At 69.3% G+C, this 16,912-nt stretch carries 24 protein-coding genes; 14 read left to right on the forward strand and 10 right to left on the reverse strand.

The features are described from left to right. Positions 1–6: 6 nt before the first annotated feature. Both ACFVVU_RS20675 and ACFVVU_RS20680 read right to left on the reverse strand, forming a co-directional pair. Complete coding sequence (locus ACFVVU_RS20675; RefSeq protein ID WP_387791383.1) at positions 7–561, reverse strand: hypothetical protein; 555 nt, start codon at positions 559–561, stop codon at positions 7–9. 73 nt (positions 562–634) lie between these two features. Next, the gene (locus ACFVVU_RS20680) at positions 635–1,066 is read right to left on the reverse strand and encodes a hypothetical protein (protein WP_387791385.1); all 432 of its coding nucleotides are present in this window, start codon (positions 1,064–1,066) and stop codon (positions 635–637) included. A gap of 220 nt (positions 1,067–1,286) precedes the next feature. Here ACFVVU_RS20680 and ACFVVU_RS20685 point away from each other — a divergent pair, with 220 nt between their 5' ends. Next, entirely contained in the window at positions 1,287–1,754 is a 468-nt protein-coding gene (locus ACFVVU_RS20685) for a hypothetical protein (RefSeq protein ID WP_387791387.1), read from the forward strand. Here ACFVVU_RS20685 and ACFVVU_RS20690 read toward each other — a convergent pair. Beyond that, positions 1,751–2,656: a LysR family transcriptional regulator gene (locus tag ACFVVU_RS20690; protein WP_387791389.1), complete on the reverse strand. Its 906-nt coding sequence runs from the start codon at positions 2,654–2,656 to the stop codon at positions 1,751–1,753. The two genes, ACFVVU_RS20685 and ACFVVU_RS20690, sit on opposite strands and share 4 nt — an antisense overlap. A gap of 72 nt (positions 2,657–2,728) precedes the next feature. Here ACFVVU_RS20690 and ACFVVU_RS20695 point away from each other — a divergent pair, with 72 nt between their 5' ends. Next, positions 2,729–3,127, forward strand: a complete 399-nt coding sequence (locus ACFVVU_RS20695; RefSeq protein ID WP_380684839.1) for a RidA family protein — start codon at positions 2,729–2,731, stop codon at positions 3,125–3,127. 32 nt (positions 3,128–3,159) lie between these two features. Here ACFVVU_RS20695 and ACFVVU_RS20700 read toward each other — a convergent pair whose 3' ends face one another. Together ACFVVU_RS20700 and ACFVVU_RS20705 are read right to left on the reverse strand one after the other, a co-directional pair. Beyond that, entirely contained in the window at positions 3,160–3,372 is a 213-nt protein-coding gene (locus tag ACFVVU_RS20700) for a hypothetical protein (protein ID WP_387791391.1), read from the reverse strand. Next, the gene (locus tag ACFVVU_RS20705) at positions 3,359–3,868 is read right to left on the reverse strand and encodes an ATP-binding protein (protein WP_355366595.1); all 510 of its coding nucleotides are present in this window, start codon (positions 3,866–3,868) and stop codon (positions 3,359–3,361) included. Before ACFVVU_RS20705 ends, ACFVVU_RS20700 begins: the two co-directional genes overlap by 14 nt. 126 nt (positions 3,869–3,994) lie before the next feature. Here ACFVVU_RS20705 and ACFVVU_RS20710 point away from each other — a divergent pair, with 126 nt between their 5' ends. From ACFVVU_RS20710 to ACFVVU_RS20720, 3 genes are all read left to right on the forward strand, one after another. Then, positions 3,995–4,882 carry a Scr1 family TA system antitoxin-like transcriptional regulator gene (locus ACFVVU_RS20710; protein WP_387791393.1) on the forward strand — a complete coding sequence of 296 codons (888 nt, stop codon included), beginning with the start codon at positions 3,995–3,997 and terminating at the stop codon, positions 4,880–4,882. After that, positions 4,879–5,061 (forward strand): DUF397 domain-containing protein, encoded by a 183-nt coding sequence (locus tag ACFVVU_RS20715; RefSeq protein ID WP_387791395.1) that lies wholly within the window; start codon positions 4,879–4,881, stop codon positions 5,059–5,061. The genes ACFVVU_RS20710 and ACFVVU_RS20715 overlap by 4 nt, the downstream gene beginning before the upstream one ends. A gap of 164 nt (positions 5,062–5,225) precedes the next feature. Continuing rightward, positions 5,226–5,516 (forward strand): DUF397 domain-containing protein, encoded by a 291-nt coding sequence (locus ACFVVU_RS20720; protein ID WP_387791396.1) that lies wholly within the window; start codon positions 5,226–5,228, stop codon positions 5,514–5,516. Between the two features lie 77 nt (positions 5,517–5,593). Here the strand turns inward: ACFVVU_RS20720 and ACFVVU_RS20725 are convergent, their stop codons facing one another. Next, positions 5,594–6,187: a hypothetical protein gene (locus ACFVVU_RS20725; RefSeq protein ID WP_387791398.1), complete on the reverse strand. Its 594-nt coding sequence runs from the start codon at positions 6,185–6,187 to the stop codon at positions 5,594–5,596. 245 nt (positions 6,188–6,432) lie between these two features. Beyond that, complete coding sequence (locus ACFVVU_RS20730; RefSeq protein WP_387791399.1) at positions 6,433–6,939, reverse strand: hypothetical protein; 507 nt, start codon at positions 6,937–6,939, stop codon at positions 6,433–6,435. A 277-nt stretch (positions 6,940–7,216) separates the two neighbouring features. On the opposite strand from ACFVVU_RS20730, the gene ACFVVU_RS20735 reads away from it, so the two are divergent. From ACFVVU_RS20735 to ACFVVU_RS20770, 8 genes are all read left to right on the forward strand, one after another. Further along, the gene (locus ACFVVU_RS20735; RefSeq protein ID WP_387791400.1) at positions 7,217–7,438 is read left to right on the forward strand and encodes a hypothetical protein; all 222 of its coding nucleotides are present in this window, start codon (positions 7,217–7,219) and stop codon (positions 7,436–7,438) included. Beyond that, positions 7,422–7,943 (forward strand): DUF6879 family protein, encoded by a 522-nt coding sequence (locus ACFVVU_RS20740; RefSeq protein WP_387791402.1) that lies wholly within the window; start codon positions 7,422–7,424, stop codon positions 7,941–7,943. Before ACFVVU_RS20735 ends, ACFVVU_RS20740 begins: the two co-directional genes overlap by 17 nt. Next, complete coding sequence (locus ACFVVU_RS20745) at positions 7,933–8,781, forward strand: Scr1 family TA system antitoxin-like transcriptional regulator (RefSeq protein ID WP_387791403.1); 849 nt, start codon at positions 7,933–7,935, stop codon at positions 8,779–8,781. The genes ACFVVU_RS20740 and ACFVVU_RS20745 overlap by 11 nt, the downstream gene beginning before the upstream one ends. A 99-nt stretch (positions 8,782–8,880) precedes the next feature. Next, positions 8,881–9,333 carry an NUDIX domain-containing protein gene (locus tag ACFVVU_RS20750; RefSeq protein WP_387791405.1) on the forward strand — a complete coding sequence of 151 codons (453 nt, stop codon included), beginning with the start codon at positions 8,881–8,883 and terminating at the stop codon, positions 9,331–9,333. Positions 9,334–9,410: 77 nt separating this feature from the next. Continuing rightward, positions 9,411–10,340 carry a hypothetical protein gene (locus tag ACFVVU_RS20755; protein ID WP_387791407.1) on the forward strand — a complete coding sequence of 310 codons (930 nt, stop codon included), beginning with the start codon at positions 9,411–9,413 and terminating at the stop codon, positions 10,338–10,340. A 213-nt stretch (positions 10,341–10,553) separates the two neighbouring features. After that, positions 10,554–11,435 carry a phosphotransferase family protein gene (locus ACFVVU_RS20760; RefSeq protein ID WP_387791409.1) on the forward strand — a complete coding sequence of 294 codons (882 nt, stop codon included), beginning with the start codon at positions 10,554–10,556 and terminating at the stop codon, positions 11,433–11,435. A 314-nt stretch (positions 11,436–11,749) separates the two neighbouring features. Then, positions 11,750–12,286 (forward strand): DUF6879 family protein, encoded by a 537-nt coding sequence (locus ACFVVU_RS20765; protein WP_387791411.1) that lies wholly within the window; start codon positions 11,750–11,752, stop codon positions 12,284–12,286. Continuing rightward, entirely contained in the window at positions 12,283–12,804 is a 522-nt protein-coding gene (locus tag ACFVVU_RS20770) for a DUF6879 family protein (protein ID WP_387791412.1), read from the forward strand. Before ACFVVU_RS20765 ends, ACFVVU_RS20770 begins: the two co-directional genes overlap by 4 nt. Positions 12,805–13,001: 197 nt before the next feature. Here the strand turns inward: ACFVVU_RS20770 and ACFVVU_RS20775 are convergent, their stop codons facing one another. Next, positions 13,002–14,396, reverse strand: a complete 1,395-nt coding sequence (locus ACFVVU_RS20775; RefSeq protein ID WP_387791413.1) for an APC family permease — start codon at positions 14,394–14,396, stop codon at positions 13,002–13,004. Positions 14,397–14,414: 18 nt separating this feature from the next. Then, positions 14,415–15,287 (reverse strand): proline iminopeptidase-family hydrolase, encoded by an 873-nt coding sequence (locus tag ACFVVU_RS20780; RefSeq protein WP_380688900.1) that lies wholly within the window; start codon positions 15,285–15,287, stop codon positions 14,415–14,417. Between the two features lie 107 nt (positions 15,288–15,394). Between ACFVVU_RS20780 and ACFVVU_RS20785 the strand changes: the two genes are divergently transcribed. Continuing rightward, entirely contained in the window at positions 15,395–16,174 is a 780-nt protein-coding gene (locus tag ACFVVU_RS20785) for a FadR/GntR family transcriptional regulator (protein WP_387791415.1), read from the forward strand. A gap of 153 nt (positions 16,175–16,327) precedes the next feature. On the opposite strand, the gene ACFVVU_RS20790 is transcribed toward ACFVVU_RS20785, so the two are convergent. Then, positions 16,328–16,849, reverse strand: coding sequence for a GNAT family N-acetyltransferase (locus ACFVVU_RS20790; RefSeq protein WP_387791417.1), 522 nt, complete (start codon positions 16,847–16,849; stop codon positions 16,328–16,330). Positions 16,850–16,912 lie beyond the last annotated feature (63 nt).

Genomic DNA, 16,912 nt, shown 5'->3' on the forward strand with positions numbered 1-16,912 from the left:
CGGCGCTCAGGACAGCGGTGCCCCGGTGAGCCCGAAGCGCCGGTGGCCGCGCGGTGCGAACGTCATCGGGCCGGTCCAGCCGTGGTGGACGAGGGCGATCTGCGAGGGCAGCGGCGTCACCGGGTCGAGCTCCCTGCCCAGAGACCAGTTCCTGAACAGCCCCTCGGTCGTCCCGACCGCCGACACCACCATGGTCACCTGGAGCCCGCCCTCGCCCCAGGTGTGCCAGAGCGCCCAGCCCTCCGGCCGGGGCTCGACACCGAACCGCGCGCACGCCTGCTCGTAGTCCTCCTCCGCCCCCGCCGGCATGGCCCCCGGCTTCAGGACCGCGGCGGCGGCCAGCTTGAGGAGGGGGCGGTCCTCCACACAGCCGTCGCCCTCGAAGTGGTACGAGCGCACCGCCCGGGCGAGCGCGTTGACGCTGCGCTGGAACGGCGTCGCGTCCGGCGGATCCTCCGCGTACGAGAGCCGGTCCTCGGCGGAAGCCTCCACGGTCACGTCGTGTGCGAGGCGCTCGATCTCCCGGAGGTAGTCCAGCTCGCTGAGTTCGGGTTCGCTCATGGCGCGCAGTCTCGCACCGGCCGCTTCGTGCGGGCACGCGCTTTTCCTGCGGGAGCGCCCGGCCCGGCGGGCGTCACCAGGCGGGGCGCGGATCCTGGGGCGTGGTGCGGGCCCAGCCGGAGACGGCCGTCGTCGCCGTGTCCGGCCGCCACAGCGAGCCCGGCGAGGGCGGGTCGTCGCCGCTCGGTTCCGGACCGTAGTAGCGCCGGTGACCGGGGATCGGCACCTCGGTCAGGGTGCCGTCCCGCATCATCCAGAGCCCGTAGCAGTCGTCCTCCTCGTCGTGGATCAGCACCTGGACGCTCTCCGGGTGCGGCCACGCCAGCGACTCCAGCCGCCGCAGCAGCCCGGTCCGCGGGCGCATCCCGTGGAACTCGATCACCCACCCGCCGGCGAACAGGTCGAGCGGCTTGAAGCGCCAGTCCGGCGAGTCCTCCCGCGTCAGCGGCTCCATGGCCTCGTCCGCGTACGTCGCCAGCACGATGACCTGCGCGATTCTGCTCATGCCGCAGTATCCGCGTTGCCCACGTGCCGCCGGCAAGCGGTTTTCCGCGCGAGCGGGCAGTCGTCCGGCGGTCGGCCGGGCACTCCTGCCCGGCCGCGCGGGCCGTTCTCGTCGGTGACCGCCGAAGGCGCCGAACCCGCGGCTGAGGATGGGTGGTGAGGGCCTTCGCGCCGCCCGCCGGACCGGTGGGCGGGCCGGTCCGCTATCCGGAGGTCGGGTCATGGGGATGAAGAGGTTCGGGAAGGCCGTCGCGTCGTCGGCCGTGGTCGCCGCCACGCTGGTGGGCGCGGTCGCCGGTACGGCGGGCACCGCCCAGGCCGCGCAGGTGGACACCTTGGTGAACTACATGTGCACCAAGCCGGCGACCACGGCCGAGAACTGGATCGGCTGGCCCGGCGCGAAGTTCCTCTGCGGCGGCGGGTACGGCTTCAACATCCCCATGTACTACTTCGACGACGGCACCCGCCAGTCGTTCTTCGTCGGCGCGGACCACGCGATCTGGACCACCTGGATGACCCCGAACAACACCGCGAGCCCCGTGGTCTCGCTGGGCGGCGTGCTCACCTCCGACGCCACCATCAGCGCCCACAGCGGCAACTACCTGCAGCTGAAGGCGCGCGGCACGGACGGCAACAGCTGGTACAAGGAGCGCGACACGGGCGGCAACTGGAGCAACTGGCACCGTTAGCCGTCGCGCTCGCCGAGGGCCGCCAGCAGGTTGGCCACCAGGGGGCTCGGGTCGTCCCGCCGCCAGGCGACGGCGACCCGGGTGCGGGCCGTGCGCGGTTCGACCGGGCGGAAGGCGACCTCCCGCAGCCGCAGGCGCCGGATGCTCGCCGGGGCGAGCGACACCCCGAGCCCCGCGCCGACGAGCGCGCACACCGTCTGCCACTCCACCGCGTGCTGCGCGATCCGTGGCGCGAACCCCGCTGCTTCGCACAGTCCCGTGATCCCGTCGTAGAGCCGCGGCCCGACGGAGCGGGGGAGGAGGACGAACGGCTCGTCCGCCAGCTGGGAGACGTCTATGGCGCGTTGGGCGGCCAGCGGGTGGTCTGCGGGGAGCACGGCGACGAACGGCTCGGTGAGCACGGTCCGGAAGGCGAGCGGCCCCGCCCCGGCGTCGTCCGGGGGCTCGCGCAGCAGCCCGACGTCCATGGTCCGCTCCTGGAGGGCGGCGAGCTGCGGGGAGGTGGTCATCTCGCGCAGGTCGAGGTCCACGTCCGGGTAGCGCGTGCGGAAGGTGGCGAGCAGTCCCGGCAGGACGGTCAGCGCGAGGGAGGCCGAGAACCCGATCCGCAGCCGCCCGGCCCGCCCGCTGCCCACGGCCCGGGCGGCGGCCAGCCCGTCGGCGAGGTCGGCGAGCGCCCGCCGGGCCGCCGGCAGCAGCTCCCGCCCGGCCGGGGTGAGCGCGACCCGCCCCGGCGCGCGGACGAACAGCGGGTGCCCGACCTTCGTCTCCAGCCGGGCTATCTGCTGGCTGAGCGGGGGCTGCGCGATACCGAGGCGGGCGGCGGCGTGGCCGAAGTGCAGTTCCTCGGCGAGCACCGTGAAAGCGTGCAACTGGGGGAGTGGGAGTTCGGGGCGGTCCATATTCCTAGGGATATCAGGCGATGGTTATTCGGGTATTGGACGTATCACCGCAGCGTGCTTAGCGTTCGCCGCATGACAGAGCGACGCGCCATTCTCAGCGGTTCGACCTTCGAGGAGCAGATCGGTTATGCGAGGGCGGTGGTGGTCGGGGACGCGGTGCACGTCTCCGGGACCACCGGATTCGACTACCGGACGATGACGATCGCCGATGGCGTCGTCGAGCAGGCCGAGCAGTGCCTGCGCAACATCGGCGAGGCCCTGGCCGAGGCCGGCTGCACCTTCGCCGACGTGGTGCGGGTACGGTATCTGCTGCCGGAGCGTGCGGACTTCGAGCCCTGCTGGCCCGTGCTGCGGCGGTACTTCGGGGAGGTGCGGCCCGCGGCCACGATGATGGTCTGCGGACTCGCCGACCCCCGGATGCGCATCGAGATCGAGGTCGACGCCCGGCGGCCGGCGGTGGAGGGGGAGTAGGAAGTCGGCGGGGCCGACTTCCTGTGCGGCGGTCAGGGGTTGGGGGTTGCGGTCGGGGTCGGGGTCGCGGTCGCAGTCGCGGTTGCTGTGGCGGCCGGGGTGGTGGGGTGCAGGTCGTGGTGGTACTTCAGGACCGGGTAGATCCAGGCGATCAGCGCGAGGAGGAGGGCGAAGGGGAGGACGGTGTAGGCCGCGGCGGCGGCCGGGCTGTGCTGGGGGTGCGGGGTCTGGTCAGGCAGCGACATCGTCGGTGGGGGAGGGGTCGGGGGCGGTCTTGAACTCGGCGACGGGCAGATCGAGTTCGGCCCAGACCGTCTTGGCGTTGGGCTCCCGGGGCAGGGTGCCCCAACGGTCGGCGAGCGCGTCGACGAGGGTGAGCCCGCGCCCCGACTGGGAGTCCGGCGGGCAGGCCGCCGACGGGAGGACGGGGCGGCGGTCCCCTCGGCAGTCCGAGACTTCGATCCGGAGCACGGTGGTGCACGCCCGGCGCGCGGTGGTGAGCGAGAGGTGCAGCTCGAACCCGCGCCCCGGAGTGCGCCCGTGGGTGGAGGCGTTGGCGGCCAGCTCCGCGACGATGATCAACGCGTGGTGAAACGCCTCCGGCCAAAGGGAGTTGAGGTCCCAGGCGGTCAGCTGCTGCCGGGCGATCCGGCGGCCGATGGCGGCTCCCTTGGGGGTGGAAGTGAGGAGCGCGGTGTGGGCGCGCGGCTCGGGGTCGTCGAGGGGAATTTCGGACTTCATGGGGAAAAGCCTGCCCCCCCAGGCTTAGGCTGACGACGCATCTGGTGGGCACGGTGAGTGCCTGTGTGTGTGCGGAAAGTGTCGCGTGACGGCGGTCGGCCGTGACCGGAAAATGGGGAGGTCGTAATGACCGAAGTTAAGGGAACCGGCGGAGACAGCGGCGACGTGGCGCGCCCGCAGCTCGACGAGGACCTGTCCGAGGTGTCGGACTTCCTGCGGGCGGTCGGCAAGCAGATCAAGCTGCTGCGCGAGCGGGCCGGCCTGACGCAGAAGGAGTTCGCCAAGCAGGTCGGCTACACCGAGAGCCTGATCGGCGCGGTGGAGCAGGGCAAGCGTACGCCGCAGCGGGAACTGCTGGAGGCGGCGGAGAGGATCCTGGACGCGGGTGGCCTGCTGCTCATCATCGCGGACGACATCGAGCAGGCGAAGGCCAAGGCCCGTGTGCGGCACCCCGAGTGGTTCCGGGGCTATGCGGGCCTGGAGGCGGTGTGCGAGGACCTGAACAACTGGAGCATGTGGGACTTCCCGGGGCTGCTCCAGACGGAGGCCCACGCGCGAGCTGTCTACGAGATGCGTCAGCCGCTGCTCTCTGAGGAGGTCATCGAGATGCGGGTGGCGGCCCGGATGGCGCGGCAGGAGGTCCTGACGAAGTGGCCTCGCGCGATGTTCAGCTGGGTGATCGACGAGAGCGTGCTCCGTCGGCCGATGGGGGGCTGGGACGTGCACGCGGAGCAGTTGCGGCACCTGCTGGAGGTCGGGCGCACCAGGGGGATGGTGATCCAGGTGATGCCGCTCGACCGCACGGAGCACGCTGGTATGGGCGGCCCGTTCATCCTGCTCACGCCGAGGGGACGCTCGCAGGTGGGCTACATCGAGGTGCAGACGAGCAGTAGGCTGATTACGGATCAGAGTGAAGTCCGGATCCTGAACGCGCGCTACAGCACGCTCAGGTCGCAGGCGCACACTCCGCAGGAGTCCATGGCGATGATCGAGAAGATTCTGGGAGAGCGATGAGCAGCGAACTGGTGTGGTTCAAGAGCAGCTACAGCGGCAACGAGGGCGGCGAGTGCGTCGAGGTCGCGGACGCGACGTCGACCGTGCTGGTGCGTGACTCCAAGGACAAGTCCGGTCCCCACCTCACCTTCTCGCCGGAGGCCTGGCAGTCCTTCGTCGAGTTCGCGCAGTCGGTCTGACGACCAGTCTCCCCACTCGATGCCCAGCGGCCGTCCACCCACCGGTGGACGGCCGCTCTCTGTGTGGGTGCCGTCCCCGCCGTGTAGGGGTTGTGCCATGGCCACCCTGGGCGACGCTCCGTATCCTGAACGGGCGCTACAGCAACCTCACTTCAGGGAGAGCGATGAGCAGCGATCTGGTGTGGTTCAAGAGCAGCTACAGCAGCAACGAGGGCGGCAACTGCGTCGAGATCGCCTGGTTCAAGAGCAGCCACAGCCTCAACGACAATGCCTGCTGCATCGAGGTCGGCTGGCACAAGAGCAGCCACAGCAGTGGCGAAGGCGGCGAGTGCGTCGAGGTCGCCGAGACGACGTCCGCCGTCCTCGTCCGCGACTCCAAGGACAAGTCCGGCCCCCACCTCACCTTCACCCCGGCCGCCTGGCAGTCCTTCCTCGCCTTCGCCCAGTCGGTCTGACGGCCGGCCTCCCCGCTCGGCGCCCAGCGGCCGTCCGCCCACCGGTGGACGGCCGCCTGTGCTGAGCGAGCCCGGGATCAGGGGTGGACGAGCTTGAACCTGACGAACTCCTCGTTGACGATGAAGATCTCCGTCTCGGCGGCCAGCCACCGCTTGCGGTCCTGCAGCTTGCTGGTCTTGATCTTCCTGTTCGTCCCCGCCACCTTGAGGTAGAACTGGTCGCCGCCCAGGTCTTCGACCTGCCAGCGGGTCCTGCAACTGCTCTTCTCCAGCCGGATGTCACTTCCGTGGAGGCACCAGGTCCGGTACTCGCCCCAGTTGGCGGACGTCGACTCGATGCTGTAGGTGAGGTCGTCGGCGTGCAGGGTGAAGACCAGGGCAGTGCCGTTGCCCGGCTGGTTGGTCAGGAGCGCGTAGTCCCAGCCTTCGTAGACCTCGAACGTCGCCCCGCGGCCGGAGTTGGCCTGGACGAGGTAGACGGGGTCGAAGACGGTCTCCCGCTTCGAGGGTGCGGGGTGGGCGAAGTTCGCGGGGAGCCGGTGACCGGCGGCGCGGGTCGCGGTGCCCTGCGCGGTCGACGCCGGGGCGGCACCCGCCAGCAGGGCGAGGCAGCCGGCCGCGGCGACCGCCGTACGGCGCAGCGATCGGTGCAGCAGTAGTGACTTCCACATGGGCGTACCCCTCAGCGTTCGGCGTGGCCGGAGTCCGGTGCGTCGGCCATCCTCACCACCCGGGAACCGGACTACCGCGGACGGTTCCGGGGTGCCGAGGAATTCACCCGGAAGAGGGGCACCCGGGGCTTCGGTCCCCGGAAGCGTGGACGATCGTCGAGCACGGGGCGGACGGCAGTTCGTTGCTCCGCCGCCCATCCCGGGGCAGCGGCACCTGCTCGACAACACCGGCGTTCGAAGGGGTGCTACTCCGGGCCGTTGGCGATCCAGTCGGCGACGGCCGAAGCCACCTCGGCAGGGCTCCGTCCGCTGGTGGTGAACTGCCGGTCCACCGCGCACCGAAGCTCCTCGGCGTCCTTGATCGCGCCCTCGATCCGATCCGGCCCCCACCCGCGCGCGGCAAGCCGTGCACGCCTGTCGGCGTCGACGCAATCGAGGTGCGCCCAGGAGGTGCGCGGCGGGTCCACGACGTCGGCAGCCGCGCTTGCCCATTCGCCCGGCGTCAAGGGGCAGAGGATCAGCACGGGCCTACCGGCCCGGAGCATCATGTTCGCGATCTTCACCCAGAGCCTGTTGTAGGCGGGCCACACGGGACTCGCCGAGGGCGAGGTGATGCCGATGCCCAGCAGCCTGCCATCCGGCTCCGGCAACTCATCGAAGTCGACACTCCCGAACGGGTACGCCCCCAAGTGCCCCAGCAGCGTCGACTTCCCGGCCCCCGGCGCGCCAGTGATGACGTGAAGCACCGTCAACCCGCCTTCCCTCCCCCCGCCAACAGCCACCCGCCACCCTACCCTCACGGGCCCGCACCCACCGGAGCTGCTGGCCGGCTGCACAGGACGTCGGCCCGTCCGACTTCCTGTGCAGCTCCGGAGGCGAACTCCCTTCGGCCGATGGATCCTTGGACCCTTCGGCCGTGATCTTTAGTCCAATACGGGAATATCCCCTTCCCGCCGTGGACACAGGCCGACCGGTTTCTCTAGCGTCATTGCCGTCGGGTCTGACGGCTCTGCAACTCAGGGGGTTGAGATGGACAGCAGGTCGAATCTCACGAGGCTGACCAACACGGGCAACGGCAGCGGATCGGGGGAGTGCAACCAGAACGACTGCCCCAACGTGTACCGGACCGACCGCGGGACGATCGTGGTCCAGGGGGACGTGTCCGACGCCTTCACGCCGCCCGGCGGCGAAGGACTGGTGGAGATCCCCGAGAGCGTGCTTCGGGAGGCTTTTCGTGCGCTTGGATGGTGACGCCTGGCAGTCCAGGTTCCGGGACTTCGCCACGGAGGCATGGCGCCTCGAAACCCTCCCGGTCTACAACGTGCCGCAGGAGATCGAGGAGTTGCGGGCCTTCCGGGCGGGCGAGCGGATCGACCCGCACGCACACTCCAACGAGTACACCGACGACCTCAAGCGGGTCCGGCGCGAGGGAAAGGTGAAGGGGCGGGTGCACATCGTCACGCGCCCGCTCTCCGAGTACCTTCGCTACGAGTTCATGTACTATCTGCCGCACGTCTGGGCGGGGGAGGACATCCGCATCATGGATGTCACGGACCGCCCCGATCCACTGGCTGGAGTCACCGACTTCTGGATGTTCGACAAGAGGGAGGTGGTGCTCATGAACTACCTCCCCGACGGGACACAGATCGACCGCACCGTTTTCGAGGGCGACGTCAGTCCGTTCATCGAGTACCAGCGCATTGCCATCGCCGAGTCGGTGCCTTTCGAGGAGTACGTGAAGGGCATTGACGTTTGATCCGCAGGAGCTGGGTCAATCGAGTTCTGACCTGGCGGCAATCCTTCAAGAGCTTCGCAAGCGAGCTGGACTCTCCGGAGTCCAGCTTGCTCGGCGTGTCAGCATGTCGCAGTCCAAGATCTCCAAGATCGAGACCGGCAGGGTCATACCGTCACTTGTCGACGTCGAGCTGATCCTGCGGGCGCTGGACGCGCCGCTGGACCTCGTCGCTCATGTGACGGCGCTTGCCCGCCTCGCCAACACCGAGTGGCAGGATGCGCGAGCGTTGCGGCGGAAGGGCCTCGACAGGAAGCAGATCGAGCTGGCGACACTTGAGCGCAGCACGATCCGGTTCCGCTACTTCCTGCCGACGATGATCACCGGACTGCTCGCGACGCCCGAGTACGTTCGGGCCAGCCTCGCCCCGTTTCCCGGGGACCATACGAAGGCGATCGCCAAGAAGCTCGAACGGCAGGACGTCCTCTACGAGTCGTCCAAGCAGTTCAGCTTCATCCTGACCGAGCAGGCCTGCCGGTGGCCCCTTGTCCCGGCGCAGGCCATGGCGATGCAGATCGACAGGTTGGTCTCCGTCTCCCGGCTGCCGAACGTCCGGATCGGGGTGATTCCGATGGCCGGCCACATGCCATGGGCGCCGTTGAACGTCTTCACCGTCTATGACGAATCCCTGGCCATCGTGGAAGTCTCCACGGGAGCGCTCGTGTTCCGCGATCCCCGAGATGTCCAGGACTATCTGGACGAGTTCCTGACCTTCGAGGGATATGCGCTCTGGGGTGAGAATGCCCGGGTAAAGATGGGCGGTTGGGCTGACCATTTTCGAGATATATCGCAAGATTTTTAGTCGATGGCAGGAATATTGTTGAGTCTCTATCCGGAAACCCCCTAGCCTGGCATTCAGCTCCGCGAAGCCGAACGAAGGGGAAAGATGAAGGGGCGACCCATGAAGAAGATCATTGCGAAGCTCTGGCGGCTCATCCGTGGGCCGATGCAGTGGCGCGTTCTGTGGCTGTGGCACTCGAAGTTCATGGTCGGAGTCACGGGCATCGTCCGCGACGACGAGGGGCGGGTGCTGCTGCTCAAACACCGGTTGTGGCCGGAGGGGCGGCAGTGGGGTCTGCCGACTGGCTATGCCAACAAGGGCGAGAGCTTCGAGGACACGATCGTGCGTGAGGTCCGGGAGGAGACCGGACTCACGGTGAAGGTGTGCGAACTGGCGCACCTGAAGAGCGGATACAAGCTGCGCATTGAAGTCGCCTACGAGGCACTGTTCGTCAGCGGCCGTGTCGAGGCGGTCTCATTCGAGATCCTGGAGGCCCGATGGTTCTCGCCGGACGACCTTCCCGAGGGACTGCAGGAGTCGCACCGGCAGCTGATCGGGCGTCGGCCGTTCTGACACTCGGCCGATCGCTCACGCCCTCCTGCCTGGGGCCGAACGAATACCTGGCCGGAGACACGGCCGAACGCGCTGAGTTGGCGCACCTGCTGGCCGCGCACCGGGCGACGGTCGCACTCGATCGGGCACACCCGCACGTCACGTTCTCGTTGCTGCACTGGTTGCTGGACACCTGGGCGGACGAGCCGGCGCGGGAGGTGTTCCGGCAGGGCGCGACCCTCCTGGCAGGCCGCTACCGGCAGCTGGGATTGAACCAACTGCTGCCGATCGATCGAGTCTGGGTCGGGGTCCGATCGACCCAGGCCGATGCGTTCGGCGGCTTCCACCACCCGAATCAGGGCTACCGGCACGTGCAGTTGGCGTCCGTGATCACCCGGTACGGCCGGTTGAGCGATCCCCGGCTGACCTCACCGGAGCTGGTGGCGCTCGACCTCCTCCGCAGTTACGCGCATGATTGCCTGCACTGGGGATCGTTCCGGGAGTACCGGCTCCAGGAAGGGCGGGTGGTCCGGAGCCGGTACGGGATCAACCGGCGCGACCCGCAGGGGCGCAGCTACTCGGAGAGAGACAAGGACGATGCCGTCTCGACCCGCAATCTGGGGATCGTGATGGAGGGCGCGACCGACCAGGAGGCGCGGACGATCGCCGCCGAGGTGGCCGATCGCCTCGGCCTGGCCGAGCGGATCACAGAGCCCGATCGGCTGGCGTTCAGCGACACCACGGGCCGCCTGGAGCCGTCCGACTTCGACAGCGCCCATCCCGGCGTTGCCGCCCACTTTCAACTGGCCATGGCCGGGTACGAGCACGGCGTCGGGATGCGCTACCGGCGCTTCCTGGCGGAGATGGGCGGGACTGAGGAGGCCGCGCTGCACGGCCTCATCGTCGCCGCGATGATCGGGGGAGACGTGTCCGGCCTGACCGGCTGGCTCGACCGGCGCTACGGAGCCCGAGCGTTCCCGCGCATCTTTCGTTCACCGGCCTACACCGGACCGGACCCCGGCGAGTAGCCCTGCTGCACTTCGACCCCGACGACGATCTGACCGACGTGAAGCTGATCACCGACCCGGTTCGCAGGGCGCTCGGGCCCGTCTCAGTGGGAGCGGCAGCGCGGTTGCCATAGCGGCTAGAAGCCGATCAGATCGCCCGTCCCGACCCGCGCCGCCACCTTCCGCCCGGCCCCGCGACCGGGGCCGGGCGGGCCCGACCCCGAGGAACCCCCGATGGCCGACACCTGGAAGCAACTACCGGACGCCTTGCGCGTCAGCATCGAAGCCCGGACCGGTGCGGTGACCGCGGCCGTTCCCCCGGCGGTGGGAACGGTGTCAGACTTCGCCGCCAACCTGGAGACGGCCCGCGGGCGGGTGTTCTGCAAGGCCGTGCGTGAGGACAACCCCAAGGCGTGGATGCACCACCTGGAGTCCGTTGTGAACTCCGTGCTCCCGCCGGACATCGCTCCCCGCCTGCTCTGGAAGGCCGAAGCCGGTGGGTGGCTGGCGCTGGGATTCGAGCACGTTCCCGGCAGGCACGCGGACCTGTCGCCGGGGTCCGCCGATCTGCCGTTGGTCGCGCGGACGCTGGAGGTGCTGGCAGGAACGCTCACCCCCGCGCCGCCCCTGCGCGCCTTCAGCCTGGCCGATCGGTGGTCGGGACATGACTTCTGGCACACCCTCGGCAGCCGGTACCGGGACCGGCTCGACCCGTGGACCGTGGCACGGCTGGACACGCTGGCCCTGGCCGAACAGGAAGCACCCGATCTGATCGACGGCAGGACCCTGGTCCACACCGACCTGACCGGCCCCAACCTCCTGGTGGACGGTACGGCCGTGCGCGTCGTCGACTGGGCGTTCCCTGCCCCCGGCGCCGCATGGGCCGATACGGCGTACCTGGTCATCCGGCTGATCGAGGCCGGACACACCCCCGAGCACGCGGAGCGCTGGGCCGACAGCGTGCCCTTGTGGCGGGCCACGCCCGATCGGTCCGTCACGGCCTTCGGCGCGATCCTCACCGGCCTGTGGACCCTCCGCGCCGCCGAGACCCCCGGCCGCCAGTGGGACGCGTTGAGCAGCCACGGACTCGCCTGGCTCCGCCACCGCCTCGGGTAGCCCTTTCCTCCGGCAGTCCTTCCCCGCCCTCGCCGAGTGACGACGTGCGGGGCGGGCCGGCCCGGCGCTGCGTAGGAAGTCGGCCGGGCCGACTTCCTGCTCCGGTGTTCGAGCTCCGCCCTTTCCTGTACTGGAAAGCCGATGGCCTTGCCTTCCGGCAGGACGAGCCTGAAGTATCGACCTCGATAACAGAACGAGGAGGATCAGTGGCTCTGCGTAAACTGTCCGGTGACTCGAAAAGCTTGCCCAGATCGGCCTGCCCGAAGGTGAGGCCGTCGTCCGTGTGCCTGTGAACATCCTGGAGGACTACTTCCATGATCGACGGAACCGAATTCGGCCGGCTCTTCAAGAACTTCCAGCACACCGCGTTCCGGCTGGAGACGCTGGACCTCTACGACGTCGAGGAGGAGCGGGAGGAGTTCGAGGCCTTCCTCGCCGGCGACCCCATGCCGCCCGAGTGGGCCGACAACCCGTGGGTCCGGTCCATGACGGACCACGGCAAGACGGTGGCCCGTGTCCACGTCCTCACCTCGCCGCTGACCGACTACCTGCGGTACGAACTCGCCGCCTACCCCGGCAACATCACGGCGGGCGAGACCATCGGAATCATCGACCGCGCCGACCAGCAGGCGGCCGGGCTCCCGGACCACGACTTCTGGCTGTTCGACGACACCGACGTCTACCGCATGCACTACACGACGGACGGCAGGTTCATCGGAGCCGAGAAGCTCCCCGCAGAGGCCACCCCCGAATACCTCCACTACCGGCAGATCGCCGAGTCCCGGGCGGTTCCGTTCGTGGAGTACTGGCAACAGCATTCCGATCGACCTGCTGGTGAGGGTTGCCCGTGACCATCTCTCCTGACGCCTTCGGCGCCCTGTTCGATACCGTCCAGCGGGAGGCCTTCCGCCTCGAAACGCTGGACGACTACAGCGGCTCCGGTAATTTCGACGCCTACCGTGCCTTTCTCGCCGGCGAACCCCAGCCACAGGACTACAACGCCCCCTGGCTGGCGCAGGTCCGGCGGAACACGTCCGCCGGACGGCGCATGTACCGCGTGCACGTGCTCTCGCGGCCGCTCACTCCGTACCTCCGGTTCGAACTCGGCTGGGGCTACCGGAAGAACGCCACCGCCGGCGAGGAGTTCTACATCCTGGATGTCACCGAGAAGCCGAACCCGTTGGCCGGTGCACCGGACTTCTGGATGTTCGACGAGTCGGCCGTCGTCTCGATGGCGTACGCCGACGGAGGGGTGTTCACCGGGGCCGAGGAGGAACCCGGCCCAGAGAAGTGGATCGCCCTCAGGGACACCGCGCTTAGCCATGCCGAGCCGTTCGAGTCCTGGTGGGAACGGTACGGCACCGCGTGAGATACGGCCTCGGCCGCCCGCCGCGTGCAGGGGGCTGCAAGTGGCGGGCGGGGTTGCGGCGGGCGGGTCGTTGGTTTGAAGCGGGAGTCGGCGGCGTGGTCGGTGCCGTCGGCCAGGCCGAGGTGGAGGGCGCCCGCCCAGGTCTTCTCGGTCTTCCGGTTGCAGGTGAGGAACGGGGGTCCTCCACGGGACAGCCCTCAGTGACCTGCCGGGGCCGCCGATCCGGTGTCCGTGCCGCGTTCGCGGAATGCCCAGTAGCCCGCGATGCCGATGCCGATGAGGAGCCATCCGAGGCCGAGGAGCTGGGCGTGCGGATTGGCGTTCCACAGGGCGTAACCGAGCACCAGGGTGCCGAGCAGGGGCGAGGTCCAGTGCAGGAACCAGTGCCGGCTGCGCCTTCGGATCCCGAAATGGACGACGACGGCGACGTTGAGCAGGATGTAGGCGGTCAGCGCGCCGAAGGTGACGAGCGTCGTCAGCAGTTCCTGTTGGGTGGTGCCGACGATGCCGACGACGAGGGACAGCCCGGCGACCAGGAACATGGCGTTCCGTGGAACCTGGTGCTTGCCGACCTTGGCGAAGACGGCCGGCAGTTGACGGTCGCGGGCCATGCTGAAGACCAGGCGGCTGGAGGTGGCCTGGGAGGCGATCGAGTTCGCGAAGATCGCGACGAGGGCGGACGTCAAGGTGATGACCACCTTGAACCACGGCCCGACGACCTGGCCGGCGATGTCGTAGAACGCGTTGTTGACGGGATCGCCGTCCTCGAAGACGGTGCCGGCGGGCACGAAGATCGCGGCCAGGTACACCTGGGCGACGAACAGCAGGGTGACGACGACGAGGACGATCATGGTCGCCTTCGACACGGTCCTTCCACCCCCCTTGGCTTCTTCGTTCAGGGTGGAGATCGCGTCGAAGCCGATGTAGCTGAGGGCGGCGATCGGGATCGCGCCGAAGACGATCTCCCAGGAGAACTCGTCGGCCCGGAAGACCGGACCGAGGGAGAAGGCGCCGCGCCCCTGGGCGACGGCGACTGCGGCGCCTACCACGAAGACGGCGAGCACGAGGCATTGGAGGACCAGGAACACCAGGTTCATGCCGGCGGTGAGCGTGATGCCGCGCAGGTTGATCGCCGCCGCGAGGACCACGAAGAGGATCACCCACACGAACCCCGGCACGCCCGGAAGGACACTCGTCATCGCGGCTGCGGCGAACACCGAGAGCAGGGCCGGGAGCAGGAGGTAGTCCAGCAGGATCGCCCACCCCGAGACGAATCCGAAGAAGCGGTTGATGCCGAGGCGGACGTAGGAGTAGACGGAACCCGCGACGGGGAAGCGCTTCGCCATCTCCTTGTAGCTCATCGCGCTGAACACCATGGCGATGCCGGCGACGACGTAGACGAGGGCGGGCATGCCGTGGGAGAAGTTGTAGATGATGCCGAAGACCGCGAGCGGTGCCATCGGAACCATGTAGATGAGCCCGAATATGACGACATCGCCGAGCGACATCGTGCGCTTGAGTTCTTGCGCGTACCCGAGTTCTTCGAGAGTGGCGTCGTGCCTTGGGAGTTCATGGTGCTGCGGACCGGCCACGGGGCTTTCCTTTCGGAACTAGTGGGTGTCGAGGAAGCGGCGGACCGCGGCGAGATAGGTCTCGGGCTGTTCGAGGTGAACGTTGTGGGTGCCCGGCAGGACGGCGAACTCGCTTCGCGGATTGGCTCCGGCGAGTTCGCGGAGCGTGCCGGGACGTGCTTCGTCGTCGGAGCCGGCGATCCAGAGCGTGGGGATGTCCACGGTGGCGGCGATCCCGGAAAGATCGGTCCCGCGGAGGGTTCCGGTCTGGCTGAACTCGTTCGGCCCCCACATGCTCTCGTACACGTCGGTTGCCAGCCGGCTCATCGAGTCCCGCAGTGGACCAGGCCATGGGTCCAGGGCGCAGAAGTGCCTGCGGTAGAACTCCTTCTCCGCGTCCGCGTAGCCCGGCTCGCCCGGCCCGGCGTCAATCGCCTGCCGCAGCGGCGCCGGCAGTTCCTCGGTCAGCCGCCGGGCGTCCTCGCACCACCGGTCGACGCTGACCAGGGGGCTCGCGAGAACCAATGACGCGACCCGTCCGGGGTGGGCGGAGTAGCAGGAGAGCGCGAGGAGCCCGCCCCAGGAGTGTCCGAAGAGGTGGACCCTGTCGTGGCCGAGGTGCTCGCGCACGAGATCCACGTGCTCGGTGAAGACCTCCAGGGTGAGAGCGGCCGGATCGGCCGCCCTGTCGGACCGTCCGCAGCCGAGCTGATCGAAGAGGATCACGGGGCGTTCGTCCGCGAGCTCGAACAGCGGGGACAGGTACGCGGCGGGCATCCCCGGCCCTCCGTGCAGCACGAGCAACGGAAGCCCGGCGATGCGGTCCGTGCGGTCCGGGACGTGTGCGCGGTAGGCCAGGCGCCCTTGCGGGGTCGGGACGAAACCCGTCCGAACATCGACCTCACGTCGCATATGTGGAGATGTCAGCACCTCGACTCCTTTGGCTGGTGGCCCACCTTCTCATAAAAGGTTCTACGGCGGAACCTTTTATCGAGCGGGCCTTGGCGGATGATGGAGGGGTGCCGGAGCCTGAAGAGATCCACGTTGAGCCGTTCCCGCGGGGTGCCCGGTCGCGGACGCTGGGGGAACAGATCGGGGACCGCCTGATCGTCGCGATCGCGATCGGTGAGTACCTGCCCGGGGTGCAGCTCCCGCCGGAGCGGGAGCTCGCCGAATCCCTGGGGGTGGGGCGGGTGACAGTGCGCGCCGCGATCGCCCGGCTCGTGGACCTCGGGCTCCTGCAGAAGCGGCGCGGACGCAGCGGCGGCACCTTCGTCATCGGCGCGGACGCCGTGCGCGCGGAGCCCGAGATCGTCCGGGTCCTGGAGACCGCACGCGCACAACTCCTCGACCAGTACGAGGCGGAGAGCTGGATGCACGGAGCCGTCGCGGCGGCGGCGGCACAACGCCACACCGGATCCGACCGGGAGACGCTGCTGATCCGCCTCGACGAGTTCCGGGCGGCGGGCTCGGGGCCCGAGGCCCAGGCCGCGGACGAGCGTCTGCACGAGGCGATCGCGAACGCGGCTCAGAGCCCGGCGCTGCACGACTCCCTGCTGACCCTGGAACGTCGCATCCACATCCGTGCTCCGCTGCATCCCTGGGGTACGGAGCCGACCTGGCAGGACATGGAGCGCCGCGCCCTCCGCGACCACGAACGCCTCGTCGGAGCGATTCTCGCGCGGGATGTCGCCGAGGCCCACGAGATCGGGCGCCTGCACGCCCGCATCAACATCGAGCACATCGAAGCGGCCCACTTCGGCACCCGGACAGCTGCGGACGAACGGTCAGGGGCATGAGGACCCTGGCGTCCTCCGTCGTGCGGGAGGTGCTGATCACCTGGCCGGGGCGGGTGCGGGTGGAGCGACGGCCGCCGGTTCGGCCGTCGCCCGGTCGGCGCGGTGCGTACGCGCTCGGCTCCGGCAGGATCCCTCGGGCTCAGTCGGGACTCCTCAGGGCCGCATGCCGAGCCACTGCTCGGCGTCCCAGGCCTCGAAGCGTTCCACCTCGGTGAACCCCAGCTTCTCCGCCAGCCGCATCGAGGCGGCGTTGGCGCGCTGGGTGGTGAGGACCACCGGCTCGCCGGGCAGCACGCCGGCGAGCCAGTCGAGGGCCGCCGCGCACGCCTCGGCGGCGTAGCCGGAGCCCCAGGCCCGCGGGAGGAAGAGGTAGCCGAGGTCGAGCTTCCCCGCGGCGGCCGGGCGGCGGTGGCCGGTCGCCCTGCGGAGCAGGACGTGGCCGATCATCGCTCCGTCGAGCTCGACGACGAAGCTCCCGGGCCAGCGCTCGGGCACCTCCGGCAGCTCGCGTTCGAGCTCCTCGCGCTGCCGCGGCGCGCCGAGGTAGGCGTTCACCTCCGGCGAGGCGAGCAGCTCGACGAACGCCGCCCGGTCCCGGGCCTCGGGCTCGCGGAGGACGAGCCTCTCGGTCCTGATCGGTGCGGGCGGCCAGGCTGTCGCTCCGAGATCATCCATTCGCACACGCTAGCAAGCGCCCGAACGGCCGGGCGAAGCTGGGTGACGGACGCGTCGTCGTCG

This window comes from Kitasatospora sp. NPDC057965, from assembly GCF_042887135.1.
Classification (GTDB): Bacteria; Actinomycetota; Actinomycetes; order Streptomycetales; family Streptomycetaceae; genus Kitasatospora.